At 34.3% G+C, this 18,460-nt stretch carries 10 protein-coding genes; all 10 read left to right on the top strand.

The annotated features are described in order from the left end of the window. The 10 genes from FHK87_RS19755 (at window position 1) to FHK87_RS19710 (ending at window position 18,353) form a co-directional block, all read left to right on the top strand. Window positions 1-1,821, top strand: coding sequence for a sodium:solute symporter family protein (locus FHK87_RS19755; protein ID WP_140595657.1), 1,821 nt, complete (start codon window positions 1-3; stop codon window positions 1,819-1,821). Next, window positions 1,821-2,807 carry a glycoside hydrolase family 130 protein gene (locus FHK87_RS19750; RefSeq protein ID WP_140595653.1) on the top strand — a complete coding sequence of 329 codons (987 nt, stop codon included), beginning with the start codon at window positions 1,821-1,823 and terminating at the stop codon, window positions 2,805-2,807. Before FHK87_RS19755 ends, FHK87_RS19750 begins: the two co-directional genes overlap by 1 nt. 51 nt (window positions 2,808-2,858) lie before the next feature. Next, entirely contained in the window at window positions 2,859-3,929 is a 1,071-nt protein-coding gene (locus tag FHK87_RS19745; protein ID WP_140595649.1) for a carbohydrate-binding family 9-like protein, read from the top strand. 1 nt (window position 3,930) lies between these two features. Beyond that, complete coding sequence (locus FHK87_RS19740) at window positions 3,931-5,070, top strand: putative glycoside hydrolase (RefSeq protein ID WP_140595644.1); 1,140 nt, start codon at window positions 3,931-3,933, stop codon at window positions 5,068-5,070. Between the two features lies 1 nt (window position 5,071). Continuing rightward, window positions 5,072-7,333 carry a GH92 family glycosyl hydrolase gene (locus tag FHK87_RS19735; protein WP_140595641.1) on the top strand — a complete coding sequence of 754 codons (2,262 nt, stop codon included), beginning with the start codon at window positions 5,072-5,074 and terminating at the stop codon, window positions 7,331-7,333. 2 nt (window positions 7,334-7,335) lie between these two features. After that, entirely contained in the window at window positions 7,336-8,337 is a 1,002-nt protein-coding gene (locus tag FHK87_RS19730; RefSeq protein ID WP_140595638.1) for an isoaspartyl peptidase/L-asparaginase family protein, read from the top strand. A 2-nt stretch (window positions 8,338-8,339) separates the two neighbouring features. Then, window positions 8,340-10,682 carry a GH92 family glycosyl hydrolase gene (locus tag FHK87_RS19725; protein ID WP_140595634.1) on the top strand — a complete coding sequence of 781 codons (2,343 nt, stop codon included), beginning with the start codon at window positions 8,340-8,342 and terminating at the stop codon, window positions 10,680-10,682. A 19-nt stretch (window positions 10,683-10,701) separates the two neighbouring features. Beyond that, the gene (locus FHK87_RS19720) at window positions 10,702-13,014 is read left to right on the top strand and encodes a GH92 family glycosyl hydrolase (RefSeq protein ID WP_140595631.1); all 2,313 of its coding nucleotides are present in this window, start codon (window positions 10,702-10,704) and stop codon (window positions 13,012-13,014) included. Between the two features lie 677 nt (window positions 13,015-13,691). After that, on the top strand, window positions 13,692-16,808 hold the full coding sequence (locus FHK87_RS19715) for a SusC/RagA family TonB-linked outer membrane protein (protein WP_140595628.1): 3,117 nt from the start codon (window positions 13,692-13,694) through the stop codon (window positions 16,806-16,808). A gap of 21 nt (window positions 16,809-16,829) precedes the next feature. Then, window positions 16,830-18,353: a SusD/RagB family nutrient-binding outer membrane lipoprotein gene (locus tag FHK87_RS19710; protein WP_140595625.1), complete on the top strand. Its 1,524-nt coding sequence runs from the start codon at window positions 16,830-16,832 to the stop codon at window positions 18,351-18,353. Window positions 18,354-18,460: the final 107 nt, after the last annotated feature.

Raw genomic sequence — 18,460 nt, 5'->3', positions numbered from 1 at the left:
ATGAACCTTACCAATATAGATATTGCGATAATATTATGTTATATTATTGTGACCATTTTTCTTGGATTTTATGTCTCAAAAAAAGCATCAAAGAGTATAAAATCTTACTTTTTAGGAGGTAATGAGATTCCATGGTATTATTTAGGACTCTCTAATGCTTCAGGAATGTTTGATATTTCTGGTACAATGTGGGCAGTTACCGCAATGTTTGTATATGGGCTTAAAAGTGCATGGCTACCTTGGATATGGCCGGTATGGAATCAAGTATTTATTATGATTTTTCTTGCAGCATGGTTAAGAAGATCGAATGCAATGACAGGTGCGCAATGGATTACATATCGTTTTGGAACCGATATGGGAGCAAAACTATCTCATATTATTGTTACAGTCTTTGCTGTAATCAGTACTTTGGGTTTTATTGCTTATTTTTTTGAAGGGATAGGAAAATTTGCAACCATATTTTTCCCTTGGGATCTGTCCTTTCATCTGGGGATTTTAAATATTTCGTCAGAGCAAGCTTATGCGTTGATTATTATATCAATCACAACTTTATATACCTTAAAGGGAGGGATGTATAGTGTCGTTGGTACAGAGGTTATTCAATTTGTTATTATGACAATTTCATGCATTGTCATCGGGTATATTGCATTTACTACAGTAACGGCAGATCAGATACTAGCAGCAACACCACAAGGTTGGGATCATTTATTTTTTGGAAAACACCTTGATCTAGACTGGACAGGGTATATCGATCATGTAAATATAAAAATAGAAGAAGATGGTTTTTCTTTATTTGGATTTTTATTTATGATGATGATTTTTAAAGGGATTTTTGCCAGTCTCGCAGGACCTGTACCTAGCTACGATATGCAACGAGTACTCTCTACAAAAAATGAAGTAGAAGCCTCAAAAATGAGCGGTTTGACTATTGTAGTATTATCAATACCTCGTTATCTTATGATTACAGGTTTTGCTGTTTTGGGATTGGTATATCTGGGACCAGAGCTTCAACAATCTGGAACCCAAATAGATTTTGAAACCATACTCCCATTAGCAATTCAGCGTTTTGTGCCTATTGGTTTTAAGGGACTATTGCTTGCAGGACTATTAGCAGCATTTATGGGTACGTTTGCAGCATTTATTAATGCCGCTCCCGCTTATATTGTTAATGATATTTATAAAAAGTACATAAAACCTGAAGCATCCAATAAAACATATATTCGATTTAGTTATATATCTTCAATCTCTATTGTAGCCATTGGTTTGATATTTGGATTTTTTGCGTCTTCTATTAATACTCTTACTTTATGGTTAACCTCTGCATTGTATGGTGGGTATGCAGCGGCAAATGTATTAAAGTGGATTTGGTGGCGTTTTAACGCGTACGGATATTTTGGTGGGATGCTAGCAGGTCTTTTTGCAGCAACCTTAGTACCGTCATATTTTCCTGATATCCCTGATATATACTTATTTCCTTTAATCTTATTAATTTCATTTATAGGTTGTTTTTTAGGTATCGTACTGGGGAAACCTGACGATATAGAAGTGCTAAAGAATTTTTATAAGACAACAAAACCCTGGGGATTTTGGAAACCTGTTTATGAAAAGCTCAAAGAAGAAGATCCTACATTTTCGGCAAATACAGATTTTGCAAGAGATATGATGAACTGTGTGATAGGTATTATATGGCAAATGACTTTTGTATTGAGCCCTATATATCTTATTGTGAAAGATTATTATAGTTTGGCTATCGTATTATTTTTAATGGTTGTAACCTCTATAATTTTAAAATATACATGGTATAATAGACTAAAAAAATAATGAAAACAATACAAACAAATAATCAACAAATTCCTTGGCAAGACAAACCTGATACTTGTACAGATGTTGTATGGAGATACACTCAAAATCCTATTATAGAAAGAGATGCTATCCCAGCATCAAATAGTATTTTTAATAGTGCAGTAGTTCCTTTTGGTGATGGTTTTGCAGGTGTCTTTAGATGTGATAATAAAGCTGTACAGATGAATATCTATGCCGGATTTAGTAAAAATGGAATAGATTGGCAGATTAATCACGAACCGATTACCATGCAATCTGGAAATACAAATATGATTGCTTCAGATTATAAGTATGACCCCAGAGTTACTTTTATCGAAGATCGATATTGGGTAACTTGGTGCAATGGATATTATGGTCCAACTATAGGAATTGCATATACATTTGATTTTGAAGAATTTTTTCAATGTGAAAATGCCTTTTTACCCTTTAATCGTAACGGAGTCTTGCTCCCTCAGAAAATAAATGGTAAATATGCAATGCTAAGCAGGCCAAGTGATAATGGACATACTCCCTTTGGCGATATATTTATAAGTTATAGCCCAGATATGAAATACTGGGGAGAACACAGATGTGTAATGCAGGCAACCGATTTTGAAGATAGTGCATGGCAATGTACCAAAATTGGAGCAGGATCAGTACCTTTTTTAACAAAAGAAGGATGGTTGTTATTTTATCATGGAGTTATTACTACTTGTAATGGATTTAGATATGCTATGGGAGCTGCTATTCTTGATAAAGAACAACCAAGTAAAGTCAAATATCGTACACAACCTTATTTGTTATCCCCAAATGAGAGTTACGAACAAATAGGCGATGTACCCAATGTTATATTTCCTTGTGCAACGGTTCAAAATATAGAAGAAGATAAAGTAGCTATATATTACGGAGCAGCCGATACAGTTGTAGCACTGGCTTTTGGAAAAATAAGTGAGATTATAGCATTTACCAAAGAAAACTCAATGTAGTTATGTAATAGTATGATTCATTTCAAACATCCATCATCAACAAAAACATTCATGAGATATCAAATATCTTATTTGTTTTTCTTAATCATTACAATAGGTTCAGGACAAGAAGCTACTAAAAAGTCCTTGCCTAAATCATATATTTCTTATTTTACAGAGGAACCTATTATTATTGATGGAATACCAAATGAAACTTCGTGGCAAAAAGTACAAGCAACATCTGCATTTATTGATATTGAAGGTATAAAAACACCAAAGTATACTACTACAGTAAAAATGCTATGGGATTTAAAAAACATCTATTTTCTCGCAGAAATAGAAGAACCTCATGTGTGGGCTGATTTAAAACAGAGAGATACGATTATCTTTTATAATAATGACTTTGAAATTTTTATAGATCCGGATAATGACACGCATAACTATTACGAAATAGAAATTAATGCTTTGAATACAGTTTGGGACCTCTTTCTTACAAAACCATATAGAGAGAATACTCCTGTGCTCAATGATTGGAATGCCAACGGATTACAATCGGCAGTCAAGATTCATGGTACTTTAAACAATCCTAACGATATTGATAAAGGTTGGACACTAGAAGTAGCAATTCCATTCAAAGTCTTTAGAACATCATATTATGAAGATAATACACCCGGAGATCAATTTTGGAGAATAAATTTTTCAAGAGTAAATTGGGATTTTCAGTTAGAAAATAAGAAATATTATAGGAAAAAGAATCATCAAGGTAAGTTTGAACCAGAGTATAATTGGGTTTGGTCGTCTATGGGAGTTATTAATATGCACCGACCAGAGGATTGGGGATATGTTTATTTTTCTTCGAAAAAAGCTGGAGAAAAAGATATGTTTACAATCCCTAAAGATTATAAAGTAAGACAACTACTTTATGCATTATACCGAAAACAAAAGGAATATTTTGAAAAGCATAAACGTTGGGCTACCTCTTTTTCAGAATTATCCCAGAATCGTATAGAAATAGAAGGTAAAAAGATTATACACAGTATAGAAAATCACCAAACAGGATGGAATATTATTGTAGTTAGTCCTTTTACCCGTAAGGTATTTATTATTAAAGAAGATGGTAAGGTCATTCAAAAAGTAAACTAGTATGAAATTGTCTAGAATTATAATAGTATCCATTTTGTTTGTTCATATAGGTTGTAACACAGAAACAAAGAATGAAAAACAAGAAGTAATACAAGAAATAGTAAAAGAACAACCTCAAAAAGAGATCAAAACAAAAGCATTTAAATATTGGACATGGTTTACAGTAAATGACTCTTTGTCTACTGAGGATTATAAAAGAGAATTTCAAAAATATAAAGAAAATGGCATAGATGCTATTTTGATTAATACCGAAGCCAATGCCAAAAAATTAAGTGTAGTAACACCAATTGCAAAACAAGCCGGATTAGAAGTACATGCGTGGATGTTTACTATGAATCGACCAAATGATAGTATAGCATTACAACATCCCGAATGGTATTCAGTAAGCAGAGAAGGAAAATCCTGCTATGATACAAGACCATATATAGATTATTATCAATGGTTATGCCCAACTAGAAAAGAATCTCGTAATCATGTATTAAGTCTTGTAGAAAATTTAGCACAAGTCGAAGGGGTTACAAGTGTACATTTGGATTACATACGATATCCTGATATTTTTCTTCCGATAGGATTATTGCCTAAGTATAATCTTGTTCAAGATGAAGAATTGCCGGAATTTGATTTTTGTTATTGTGATGTTTGTCTAAATACATTTGAAAAACAACATCATAAAAACCCAAAAGATTTTAAAAATCCAGCTATTGACATGGAATGGAAGCAATTTAGACTTAATCAAGTTAAAAAAGTAGTTGATGATGCCTATGCCATAGCGCACAAATATGACAAAATACTTACTGCAGCTGTTTTTCCCTATCCTGAAATGTCGGATCATATGGTTCGTCAACGTTGGGATAAGTGGACTGTAGATATGGTATTGCCTATGGTATATCACAATTTTTATAATGAAGAAACAGATTGGATTGGTTATGTAACGCAACAAGGAGTGAAAGACCTAAAAGGAAAACCGGTTGAATTACATACAGGGATATATTTACCACCTATGAGTCCCGAAGAAGTCAGTATAGCCATACAATTAGCAAAAGATAATGGAGCATCAGGAGTATCATTTTTTGATGGACATGCCATTACAGATGAACAATTCAAAGCCATAAAAGCTTCCAAAAGTAATATCAGAAATTAAAATGTCTTTACAAAAAGGATTCATATATGTTATTATCGTTGTTGTTGCATTTGCTTGCAAAAAAGAGACACCAACGGCTTCTATATTGGTATCAAAAGAAGCATTAACATCTTTTGTAAATCCTTTTATTGGTACAGATGGCCCGGGTAATACCTATCCCGGTGCAACAGTTCCTTTTGGAATGGTTCAGTTAAGTCCAGATATTGGGATTCCTGGTTGGGATAGGATTGCCGGATATTTTTATCAAGATTCTATCATCACCGGTTTTTCTCATACACATTTAACAGGAACAGGAGCTGGAGATTTATACGATATTCTCGTAATGCCTACAAATAGTAAATTTTCTAAAAGGATAGAAGAAAATAATTACAAGCCTTTTTCATCCTATCAACACGATAAAGAAAAAGCATCACCTGGATATTATTCGGTAGATCTTTTAGATTATGAGATCAAAGCAGAACTGACCGCAACATCTAGAGTTGGTATCCATAGATATACATTTCCTAAAGACACTGCAACATCGATACATGTTGATTTGGGATATGCTATCAATTGGGATAAACCTACAGATACTTATATCGAAAAAATAAATGAAACAACAATCAGAGGATATAGAAAATCGACAGGTTGGGCAAAAGACCAACGTATATATTTTGTAATGCAATTTTCAAAACCATTTTTAGCGTATGAGGTCTTTACTAATGAAAAAATAGATACGCTTCCCGCACAAGGCCTAAATACCAGAATTGTTTTACATTATAATACCTCAGAAAAAGAGCAAATCATTGTCAAAACAGCACTATCAACTGCTAGTTTTGAAGGGGCTGAAGCTTCTATGGCTCAAGAAACCCAGGATTTTGACTTTGATAAATATAAAGAAGAAGCCCGCGAGATCTGGGAAAAAGAATTACAAAAAATAAAAATTACGACTACAGACCAGGATAAGAAAGCGATTTTTTATACCATGATGTATCAGTCAATGTTAGCCCCAACACTATTAAGTGATCCTTTGGGAACGTATAAAGGAGCTAATGATACAATAATGAAAGCAGAAGGATTTGAACGATACGATACATTTTCATTATGGGATACATTTCGTGCAGCACATCCGCTGTATACGATTATCCAGCAAGAACGTGTACCTGATATGATAAAATCATTGTTAGCGCATTATCAGGAGACAGGTGTATTACCTGTTTGGTCTATGCAAGGTAATGAAACGAATATGATGATTGGCTATCATGCCGTTCCAGTACTGGTAGATGCTTATTTTAAAGGATTTGATTTTGATGTAAATTTAGCTTATGAAGCCTGCAAAAAAAGTGCTATGGTCGATCAAAGGCAGATTGATAGCTATAAAAAGTTAAACTATGTCCCCGTAGATCAACATCATGAAAATTGGTCTGTTTCAAAAACAATGGAGTATGCTTATGATGATTGGTGTATTGCTATGTTTGCAAAAGATCTAGGCAAAGAAGAAGACTATAGATACTTTTTACAACGCTCTCAAAACTGGAAAAATCTATATAATGAACAAAGATCATGGATTCAACCCAAAGATACTTTAGGCAGATTTATAGAACCCTTTATCCCCAAAGTGTATTCTCCATACTATTGCGAGAGCAATGCATGGCAATATTATTGGTTTGTACCTCATGATATCAAAGGATTAATTCAAAAAACAGGAGGGAAAGAAAGATTTACTCAAAAATTAGATTCGATGTTCTCTTACGATCCTATGCCAGAGGATAAACTACCGATATTTAGTACAGGAATGATAGGGCAATATGCACATGGTAATGAACCTAGCCATCATGTAGCCTATTTATATAACTATATCGATCAACCTTCAAAAACTCAGGAGCTTATTCGTAAAATTTTAGAAGAACAATATAAGAATCAACCCAATGGACATTGTGGTAACGAAGATTGTGGACAAATGTCATCATGGTATATATTGAGTGCATTAGGGTTTTATCCAGTCAATCCCGCTCAGGGCGCATATATGATCGGAACTCCTTTTTTTGAAGAAGTAGAAATACAATTGCCTAACAACAAGGTGTTCCATATCGTTGCAAAAGGGCTTTCAGAAGAAAATAAATATATACAAAGTGTTTTGTTTAATGAAAAACCAATAGAAAATGTGTTTATAACACACAAAGAGATTAGTAATGGAGGTGTTCTTGAATTTGAAATGGGGAATACGCCAAATGATTCGTTATTTATAAATTTAGGATTACCAGAAAACAACCATATATATTAGGAATGAGAAGATATACAATACAACTATGTTTTACATTATTTCTTACCTTTTTGGGGTGTACTACCCATGAAAAAACAAAAGAGACCAAACAAGAAGTAGGAACAGCAATAGAAAAACAAAGTAGTAAGCCGATAGTGATATCCACCTGGAATCATGGTGTACCCGCCAATGAAACTGCCTGGCAAATACTTAATCAAGGCGGAACTGCACTGGATGCTGTAGAGCAAGGTGTGCGAACGGCAGAAGCCAACCCCGAAATTCAAACTGTAGGGTTAGGAGGTTTTCCTGATCGCGAAGGTAATGTAACTCTTGATGCTTGTATTATGGATCATAACAGTGATTGTGGGGCAGTATCATTTTTACAACACATCAAGCACCCTATTTCTGTAGCAAGAAAAGTAATGGAAGAAACTCCGCATATTATGTTAACAGGAGAAGGAGCCTTACAATTTGCATTAGAACAAGGGTTTAAAAAAGAAAATTTGCTTACAGAAGCCTCTAAAAAAGCTTATGAAGAATGGTTGGAAACATCAAAATATAAACCAGTTATCAATGTAGAAAATCATGATACGATTAGCATGCTAGCTCTTGATGAAAATGGTAATCTATCGGGTGCTTGTACGACTAGTGGCGCTGCATGGAAAATGCACGGTAGAGTAGGAGACTCCCCAATTATAGGAGCAGGATTATTTTTGGATAATCAGGTGGGAGCCGCAGCAGCTACAGGATTAGGAGAAGCAGTGATAAGAACTGCAGGTAGTGCTATGGTTGTAGAACTGATGCGACAAGGAAAATCCCCATACGATGCCTGTAAAGAAGTCGTAGAACGCATTTATGCCCTACATAAAAACCATAAAGATATAGAGTATCTGCAAGTTGGATTTATTGCACTAAATAAAAAAGGAGAGTACGGCTCATATTGCTTACGATCAGGGTTTAATTTTGCAGTAAAAAGTAAACTTATCGATAATCAATTGACAGATGCTGATTTCAAAATACAATAGTTATGTTGGGTAAAATTATAGTATATATAGCAGTAATTGGGATCATATATTCTTGTAACCCAAAAGAAGAAAAAAGTAGTGCTGTTGAAATAAAGAAAGAGATTTCAAGTGCTACTATCGATTATGTAAACCCTCTTATGGGTACGGATTCTTCATTTGATTTGTCAAATGGAAATACCTATCCTGCTATTGCTACCCCCTGGGGAATGAACTTCTGGACACCTATGACTTCAAAAATGGGAGATGGATGGACATATAAATATGACGAAAATAAAATAAGAGGGATTAAGCAAACACACCAACCAAGCCCATGGATCAATGATTATGCTGCATTTTCATTTATGGCAGTTACAGGAGATCTTAAGTTTCATGAAGAAGAAAGGGCTTCTTGGTTTTCTCATAAAGCAGAAACAGTTACTCCACATCACTATAAAGTATATTTGGCAGATTATGATACTACTGTAGAAGTCACCCCAACTGAAAGAGCAGCACATTTTAAGTTTACATTTCCAGAGGCAGAACGATCTTATATCATGTTAGATGCTTTTTTTAAAGGTTCTATGGTCAAGATTATTCCCGAAGAACGAAAGATTATAGGGTATTGCCAAAATAATAGTGGCGGAGTACCTGATAATTTTCATAACTATTTTGTAGTCGAACTTGATAAAGATTTTGAAGTATATCATACTTGGGGAGACAATTGGCAATTGTATGAAAACACATCTGAACAAAAAGGAGAACATGTAGGGGCAATTATAGGTTTCAAAACCAAAAAAGGAGAAGTTGTACATGCAAAGGTAGCCTCATCATTTATCAGTCCGGAACAAGCACAACTAAATTTAGACAGAGAAATTGGGAAAGACACTTTTGAACAAACGTATGCCAAAGCAAAGAACACTTGGGAAAAACAATTGAGCAGAATCAAAATAGAAGATGATAATATCGATCATATCAGAACTTTTTATTCATGTTTGTATAGAGTACTACTGTTTCCGAGAACGTTTTACGAAATAGATAAAAACGATCAAATCATACATTACAGTCCGTACAATGGTCAGGTACTTCACGGATATATGTTTACCGATAATGGTTTTTGGGATACGTTTCGAGCTGTATTTCCATTTTTCAATATGATGTATCCAGAATTGAATAGCAAGATTATGCAGGGGCTTGCCAATACCTATAAAGAATCAGGATGGCTACCAGAATGGGCAAGCCCGGGACATCGTGATTGTATGATAGGGTCTAACTCTGCACCGATTATTGCCGATGCCTACCTTAAAGGAATTAAAGATATGGATACCGATATTTTGTTTGAGGCAATGATAAAAAATGCAACAACCTCAGAGGGTAGGCCTTTGTCTAATAGGAATGTAATTCGTTCTGTAGGTAGAGAAGGAGTAGAATATTACAATACATTAGGATATGTGCCGTATGATGTAAAAATTAACGAAAACGCAGCACGAACCTTGGAGTATGCCTATGCAGACTTTACAATCGCAAAAATGGCAGAAAAATTAGGGAAACAAGATATAGCAGATACGTTTTATAAACAGTCACTAAATTATAAACACCTATTTGATCCCTCAACAAAGTTAATGCGGGGAAAAAATAAGGATGGAACTTTTCAAACTCCTTTTAATCCATTGAAATGGGGAGATGCCTTTACAGAAGGAAATAGCTTACATTACACATGGTCTGTATTTCATGATATAGAGGGGTTAATTCAGTTAATGGGAGGAAAAGAAGCATTTGAGAAACAGTTAGATGCTGTATTTACAATGCCTCCTGATTTTGATGATTCGTATTATGGATTCACCATTCATGAGATTAGAGAAATGCAGATTGTCAATATGGGCAATTATGCTCATGGTAATCAGCCTATTCAACACATGATTTATTTATATGCATATGCCAATGCAGCACACAAAACTCAGAAAAAAGTTAGAGAGGTACTTACTCGACTGTATGCTGCAACACCAGATGGCTATTGTGGTGATGAAGATAATGGGCAGACTTCGGCATGGTATGTATTTAGTGCTTTAGGATTTTACCCTGTAACACCGGGAGTCAATCAATATGTGATAGGAAGTCCTTTATTTAAAAAAGCTACACTCACTTTGGCTAATAATAATACATTAGAGATCAATGCTCCTCAGAATTCACCTGATAATGTATATATATCATCTATGCAATTAAACAAAAAAGAATACTATAATAGTTTTCTCAATTTTGAAGAAATACAAAAAGGGGGCGTGATAGATTTTACAATGGATAGTATTCCAAATAAAAATTGGGCAAGTAAGGATGAAAACATACCATATTCTTTAAGTAAACAAAAATAATAGCGCAATTCTTTTTAAAATGAAAAGCACAACTCTCTTTATCTTCTGTAGTATTCTTGTTCTTTGTTCTTGTAAAGAAACTGTCTCTCATCAAGAAATCAATAAGGACAAAACAGGTGCATCGATAGAAGAACAAAAAGTTGTAAAAGATGTGACCACATATGTAAACCCATTTATAGGGACATCAAATTTTGGAGCAACATATCCTGGGCCTATTGCAGTTCGTGGAATGGCAAGTGTTGTGCCTTTTAATGTTTCTGGGATAAAAAATCTACCATTAGAAAAAGATAGTCGATGGTTATCTACACCCTATGTACACGAAAATACTTTTTTAACAGGGTTTAGCCATGCTAACCTTAGTGGGGTAGGATGTCCTGAGTTGGGAGTTATCTTGGCAATGCCAACTACAGGAGACTTAGAAACAAATCATTTAAAATATGGGACGACATATTCTGATGAGGTTACAGAGGTAGGGTATTATTCAAATCGGTTAGATGCATACGATATTAAAGTTGAAACTACTGCAACTACAAGAGTTGGGGTTAGTACATATTCTTTTCCCAAAGGAAAATCAAATATCCTTATCAATTTAGGACTAGGTCTTACCAATGAACAAGGAGCTTCAATTAGAGTTGTTTCTCCAACAGAGATAGAAGGAGTACGTTCTGTAGGCTCATTTTGTTACTATAAACCCGAAGAAGCGTATCCTATTTATTTTGTGGCAAAGTTTTCAAAATCAGCAAAACAATTTGGCGTCTGGAAAACTCCAATGAAACAACAAGGTACAGAAACCCAATGGATGGAGACCAAAGGAATATCCTATAATGGAAGAACAAGAGTCAAAGAGGGATATACCAAACAGGTTGTAGGGGATAGTATAGGGGCATATATGCAATACTATTTTGATACCCCAACACAAGTCGAGATAAAAATTGGTATCTCTTATGTGAGTATCAAAAATGCACGAGAGAATCTAGAAAAAGAAACGTCTGGTAAAACTTTTGAGCAAATCAAAAAAGAAACCCGTAACAATTGGAATCAATACCTCTCTAGAATAGAAGTTGAAGGTAAAGAAGAAGATAAAATCAAATTTTATACCGCACTCTATCATACATTGATCCACCCTAACACGTTGAATGATTATAATGGGGAATATCCCAAAATGCGAACCAGAGAAACCTTAAAGACCAATGGAACAAGGTATACTGCATTTTCACTTTGGGACACCTATAGAAATCTACATCAACTCATGACGTTATTATATCCAAAACAGCAATCGAATATGATAAACAGTATGTTGCAGGTGTATGATGAAAGTGGGTGGTTACCCAAATGGGAATTAAATGCCACAGAAACTACAACAATGGTTGGTGATCCTGCCGGAATAATTATCACAGACTCATACATAAAAGGGATTAGAGATTTTGATATAGAAAAAGCTTACAAAGCAATGTTGAAAAGTGCAGATCAAATAGATAATAACCCTTTACGACTTGGTATTTCAGAATATTTAGAAAAAGGATATCTCACAACTAAAACCACTAGTAGTGGCACTGTTTCTATTACTCAAGAATATAATGTTGCTGATTTTGCAATAGCACAATTAGCAAAAATATTAAAGAAAGAAGAAGATTATGAGCGATTTTCACGACGATCATTATCCTATAGAAAACTTTTTAACAAAGAATACAGTGTATTACGACCCAAAAACGAAGATGGAAGCTGGTTTTCGCCTTTTGATCCCGGTACGGGGGCAAACTTTGTAAAAAATCCCGGGTTTATAGAAGGCAATGCATGGCAATATACATTTATGCTATCACATGATGTAGAGGGGGTAAAAGAAATGATGGGTGGAGATCAACCATTTATCCAACAATTACAAAAGGTATTTGATACAGGACAGTATGATATGGCAAATGAACCTGATATTGTATATCCCTTTTTGTTTAATTATGTAAAGGGCGAAGAATGGCGTACACAAAAAACAGTAGATACATTATTAAAGCAATATTATAAAAATACTCCTGATGGTTTACCTGGTAATGATGATACAGGTACAATGTCTGCATGGGCAGTATTCGCTATGGCAGGGATTTATCCGATTAGCCCTGCAACACCTGTATATACATTCTGCAAACCAAAGTTTGATACTATCAAAATTCATTTAGATTCTGAATATTACTCTAGTAAAATATTAACTATTGCAGTAGATAAGAGTGAGGAAGATAGTTTTATAAAAACTATAGAAATCGATGGTAAAATTCACAATAGTTTTTTTATTACTCATGAAAAACTGATCAATGCAAAAAATATTACTTTTTATCTCAAATAGATAAGGTATTATTTAAAACAAATTATAGCAGCAAAAAAAAATAATTCTCAAGGCTTTATAAAGTTTTGAGAATTATTTTTTTTGGACAAAACTAGGATGTAATAATGAGCAAAAGAATTACTATTTCTAAGGGATTTTTATTCATTATCAAACATCAAAATATATTGTATGTATTATATGTAAATCGATTTACTATTGAGACCTGATTTAGATCATTAGGATATTCTGTGGATTAGAGATGATTATAAGTGTTGATTAACAATTAGTTGGTTAGTGTGTTTACTTTTTAAAGAATTTCTAAAAAAGATTTATTATAACAAGTATTTTTATTGATCTCTCATTTTTTACATAAAAAAACAACATATATTTTTTTAATACTCTTTCGGACAATTTTATGCATAGATGATATATTGTAATAGTGTTTTTCTTAACATTATTATTGTTATTGTTTTGATTTTTATGTTAAAAATGTTCAAAATAAATGGACTCAAACGTTTTCATAATTACGTTCTTTGACTTTTCAGGCTTGTTATTGGTCGAATTTATTTTCTAAAAGTTAATGATATTATAAAATTTATAAAGGCTTAAAAATAGCTCTCTTATCGAATTAGAGAGAGATTAGTATTTATGACCGGGCAAACAGAAATCAATACTAAACGTAAACTAAAAAATTAAGTATGTGTAAGAAATTACTAATGACCTTACTTCTTATAACAATAAGTAGTTATATATCAGTGGGGCAGGAAATAACAGTATCGGGAAAGATTACTGAAAACAAACAGGGTACTCCTTTACCAGGAGTAAACATTTTGGTAAAAGGAACATCTACAGGAACACTTTCAGATTTTGATGGTAATTATTCGGTTACCTTTTCTCAGGAAAATGCAGTTTTGGTTTTTTCATCATTAGGTTTTGAAACCAAAGAAATTGCTGTGGGTAATCAAACAGAAATTAATGTTTCTTTATCTGAATCTACAGAAGCTTTAGGAGAGGTAATTGTTACAGCACTTGGTATAGAGCGAGATCGAAAAACGCTAGGTTTTGCAGTAACACAATTACAATCAGAGTCTATTTCAGAAGTAAGAACTCCGAGTGCTCTTAATGCATTGCAAGGAAAAGTTGCTGGGGTTAATATTACTCCTCCTTCTACAGGGGCGTCAGGCTCTAGTAGAGTTGTCATACGAGGAGCTTCTAGTATCTCGGGAACAAATCAACCACTATATGTTGTTGATGGAGTTACCATAGATAATACACAATTAGGAGAAGCCGGACCTTTTGGTGGATCAGATTTTGGTGATGGTGTATCTAGTATCAATCCTGATGATATCGAATCTGTAAGTGTACTAAAAGGAGGTGCAGCTGCCGCTTTATATGGTTCTAGAGCTTCTAATGGAGTAATTTTGATTACTACAAAAAGCGGAAAAAAACGAGAAGGACTTGGGATAGAATATAGCAGTCAGATCACTTTTGACCGTTTGCTTACAAATATTCTTGATTTTCAAGATACATACGGACAAGGAGAGGAAGGACAAGCTCCCACAACAGCAGAAGGAGGATTAGATACAGCATTTTCTTCATGGGGGCCAAGATTAGGTAGTATTCCTTCTTCTGTTCAGTTTGATGGAGTATCCAGACCTTTTGTAGATGCAGGAAATAACCTAAGAAGATTCTATGATACAGGAACAACCTTGATCAATACTCTTGCGATCTCAAAAAGTAAAGAAAACTTTAATTATAGATTTGCTCTTACAGATTTTGATAACGACGATATATTGCCAAACTCTGAAATGAATAGAAAATCAATATCTCTCAACCTAGGTTCTGTAGCTGCAGAGAAATTATCACTTAATGTAAGCGCAAGATATGTCATCGAAAAAGTAACTAATCGACCCCGAGTATCAGATGCACCAGGAAATGCAAACTTTTCTGTAGGATTATTACCTGCCAATGTTAATGTAGAAAGCTTGGCACCTGGTTTTACAGATACAGGGGTAGAACAACGGATATCGTCTAGTCCTTTTGTACAAAACCCATTTTGGGCAGCAGAACGGTTTAGAACATTTGATCGTAGAAATCGAATATTGAGTTCTGCTACGGCAAAATACCAAATTTTTGACTGGTTAGACATTACAGCAAGAGCAGGTATTGATCATTCTACAACACGTACAACACAGATCGAAGGGTTTGGTACCGCATTCACCCCACAGGGTAGTATAGAAGAAAGAGAGAATATCATTACTCAAGTAGATGCAGACCTTATTTTAGGATTTAATAAAAGTATAGGAAATGATTTCTCAATAGATGGATTTGTAGGTGTAAACAAAAACACACAACGTAGAGACTTTTTAAAACTAAGAGGAGAACGTTTTATCATTCCTTTTTTAGAAATTATAGGTAATGTAGAGAACTCCAGCAATGAAAGAGAACTTACAGAACTAGCTTTTTCCGGGATTTATGGATCGTTAGAGTTTGGTTACAAAGATTATTTATATCTTACAGTAACAGGACGTAATGATTGGTTTTCGACATTATCCGGTGAAAACAAAACGTCTCCTAATAATGATTTCTATCCTTCGGTAAGTGGTAGTTTTGTATTTTCTAATGCTTTTGAACTACCCTCATGGTTTACTTTTGGGAAAATTAGAGCAGGATATTCTGAAGTTGCAGGAGGAGCAGAAACTCCATATCAGCTGAGTTTCCCTTATAGAATTTTTGGGCAAGGGCATTTAGGACAACCTTTAGGAGAAATTGCAACAAATATTTTACCTAATCCAAGCTTGGTTCCATTTAATAAAACAGAAATAGAAGTAGGGCTTGATTTAAGTTTTTTTAATAGTAGATTTGGTATAGACCTCGCATATTATACCAATACCACCGAAAAAGATATTTTACCAGTTAATATTTCTAATACATCAGGCTTTCAACAAATCGTTTCAAATATTGGAGAATTAGAAAATACGGGAGTTGAATTATTAGTAACTGCAACACCAATTCAGTCCTCTAACTTTCAATGGGATGTAAGTTATAATTTAGGATTCAATGATAGTGAAATTATAGCAACTGACGACGAAAATAATATTCTTACAGTTGGAGATGTACGTACCTTTGATGCTAATATTAGTCAAATAGTAGGACAACCTTTTGGTGTAATTTATGGTACTGCTTATGCCAGAAATGAAAGCGGAGATATTATTTTTGATAGTCAAGGAATACCGCAAATAGATTCTGAAAGAAAAATTCTAGGAGAAGGAGTCTCGCCTTGGAACATGGGACTTACCAATACTTTTAGATATAAAAATATAACATTAAGCTTTTTGATTGATGCCAAGTTTGGAGGACAGATATACTCGGGAACAAATGCAATTGCTACTTCTGCCGGATTACACAAACGTACTTTAGAAGGGAGAGAAGGAGGACTGACGGTAAGTGGAGTAACCAATGTGACAGATGCAAACCCTAATGGAACACCATTTCAATTTACTCATGATGACTCTACTCTAGAAGCCTATTATGGCAGAATTTCAAGTATTGCTGAAGAACAAATCGAAGATGCAGATTTTATAAAACTGAGACAATTAAGTATCGGATATAAATTTCCTTCACGATTATTAAATAAAACCTTTCTAACCGATGGTTCTATCTCTCTTGTAGGAAGAAATCTGTTTTTTATTAGTAGAGATGCAGAAAATATTGATCCAGAAGCAGGCTTTAATGCTAATAATGCACAAGGGTTAGAATACTTCGGGTTACCTTCTGTTGCAAATTATGGGGTAACACTTAATTTAAAATTTTAAACATAAAAAGGTATTATCGTAATGAAAAAATATATAACAGCAATTTTAGCAGTTTTTCTATTTATTACTTCTTGTGATGATGGTTTTGAAGAACTTAATCAAGATCCCAATACTGCAAATGATTTGGTTCCCGGGCCCAAACTTACCAATGCAATTTTGAGAGCTGCGGGAGATCGTTTTGAGAACTGGAGAGGAAATCTAATTTATTCGTCAACAATGATCCAACACATGTCTGCTACAGGTGGTGTTTGGGCAGGTGATAAGTATTTGTACAATGCTCAGTGGTCTGGCGCTTGGTTTGAAAGAACCTATAATGACATGGTAAAAATTATTGAAGATGTTGTGAATCAATTAGAAACTGACCCAGATGATCAATACGCTGAAGAAATGTTGTCTATTGCAAGAATTCTTAGAGTTTTTATTTATCACAGAGTTACTGATCTTTATGGAGATGTTCCCTATAGCGAAGCAGGTAGAGGGTTTATAGACGTAAATTTGAGACCAAAATATGATCCACAAAGTGAAATTTATACAGATATGTTAAATGAACTCGAAGAGGCTACAGCAGCGCTGGGAACAGAAACTTCTCAATTTGGAGATGCAGATATCCTTTTTTCAGGAGATCAGGGAAAATGGAAACGCTTTGGGTATTCTCTAATGCTACGATTAGGATTACGTTTAATAAAAGTAGATCCAGAAGCCTCTAGACAATGGGTACAAAAAGCGATTGATGGTGGTGTAATGCAGTCTAATGATGATATTGCCTTTGTAAATCATACTGATGGGCCCGAAGGAATTAATAGAAATGGAAATGGTCAGGTATTTTTAGCTGATGATGATGTAAGACTTAGCGATACTTTTATAAATGCTTTAGAAGATGACCCAAGGTTAAGAATTTATGCAGCACTACCAAACGATGATGACGACAGAAGAACTAGTGGTAGTAATGATCCTACTTTACAAAGAGGCTTGCCTAATGGTCTGACTACAGAAACGGTTCAGGATATACCAGGAGGAGATGATATCAATAATTTTTCTGAACCCAATAGAAATCTTATTACCGGAGAAGATGATCCATATTTTTTTCAATCCTATGCAGAAGTAGAATTTATGCTTGCAGAAGCAGATATACGATGGGGGATTGCCGGAGGAGATCCAAAAGCACATTATGATGCAGGAATAACAGCAGCGATGAAACAAATGGATTTGTATGATATTGGAGATCAGAGTGTAACAGATACAGAAATTAGCGATTTTTTGACTGCAAAACCATATGATGCAGCCAATGGATTAGAGCAGGTAAATACTCAATATTGGATTGTAACATTTCTTAATGACATCGAATCTTTTGCGAATTGGAGAAGAACCGGTTTTCCTGTGCTAACACCTGTTAATTTTCCAGGAAATGTTAGTAATGGACAAATCCCCAGAAGACTTCGGTATTTTGAAAGAGAGCAAACTGCTAACCCGCAAAACTATCAAGAAGCACTCTCAAGACAAGGTCCGGATGAATTTTTTACAAGAATTTGGTGGGATGTCGAATAAAATCTCATGATCAACAACAAACGTAATATTCTTTAACTAAAGAATAATAAATCATTAGCTTCACTCTATAATATCATTCAATATTGTAGAGTGAAGTAATTTTTGAT

This window comes from Aquimarina algicola (assembly GCF_006443095.1).
Taxonomy (GTDB): Bacteria; Bacteroidota; Bacteroidia; order Flavobacteriales; family Flavobacteriaceae; genus Aquimarina; species Aquimarina algicola.
This window is presented reverse-complemented; position numbering and strand designations above follow the sequence as displayed.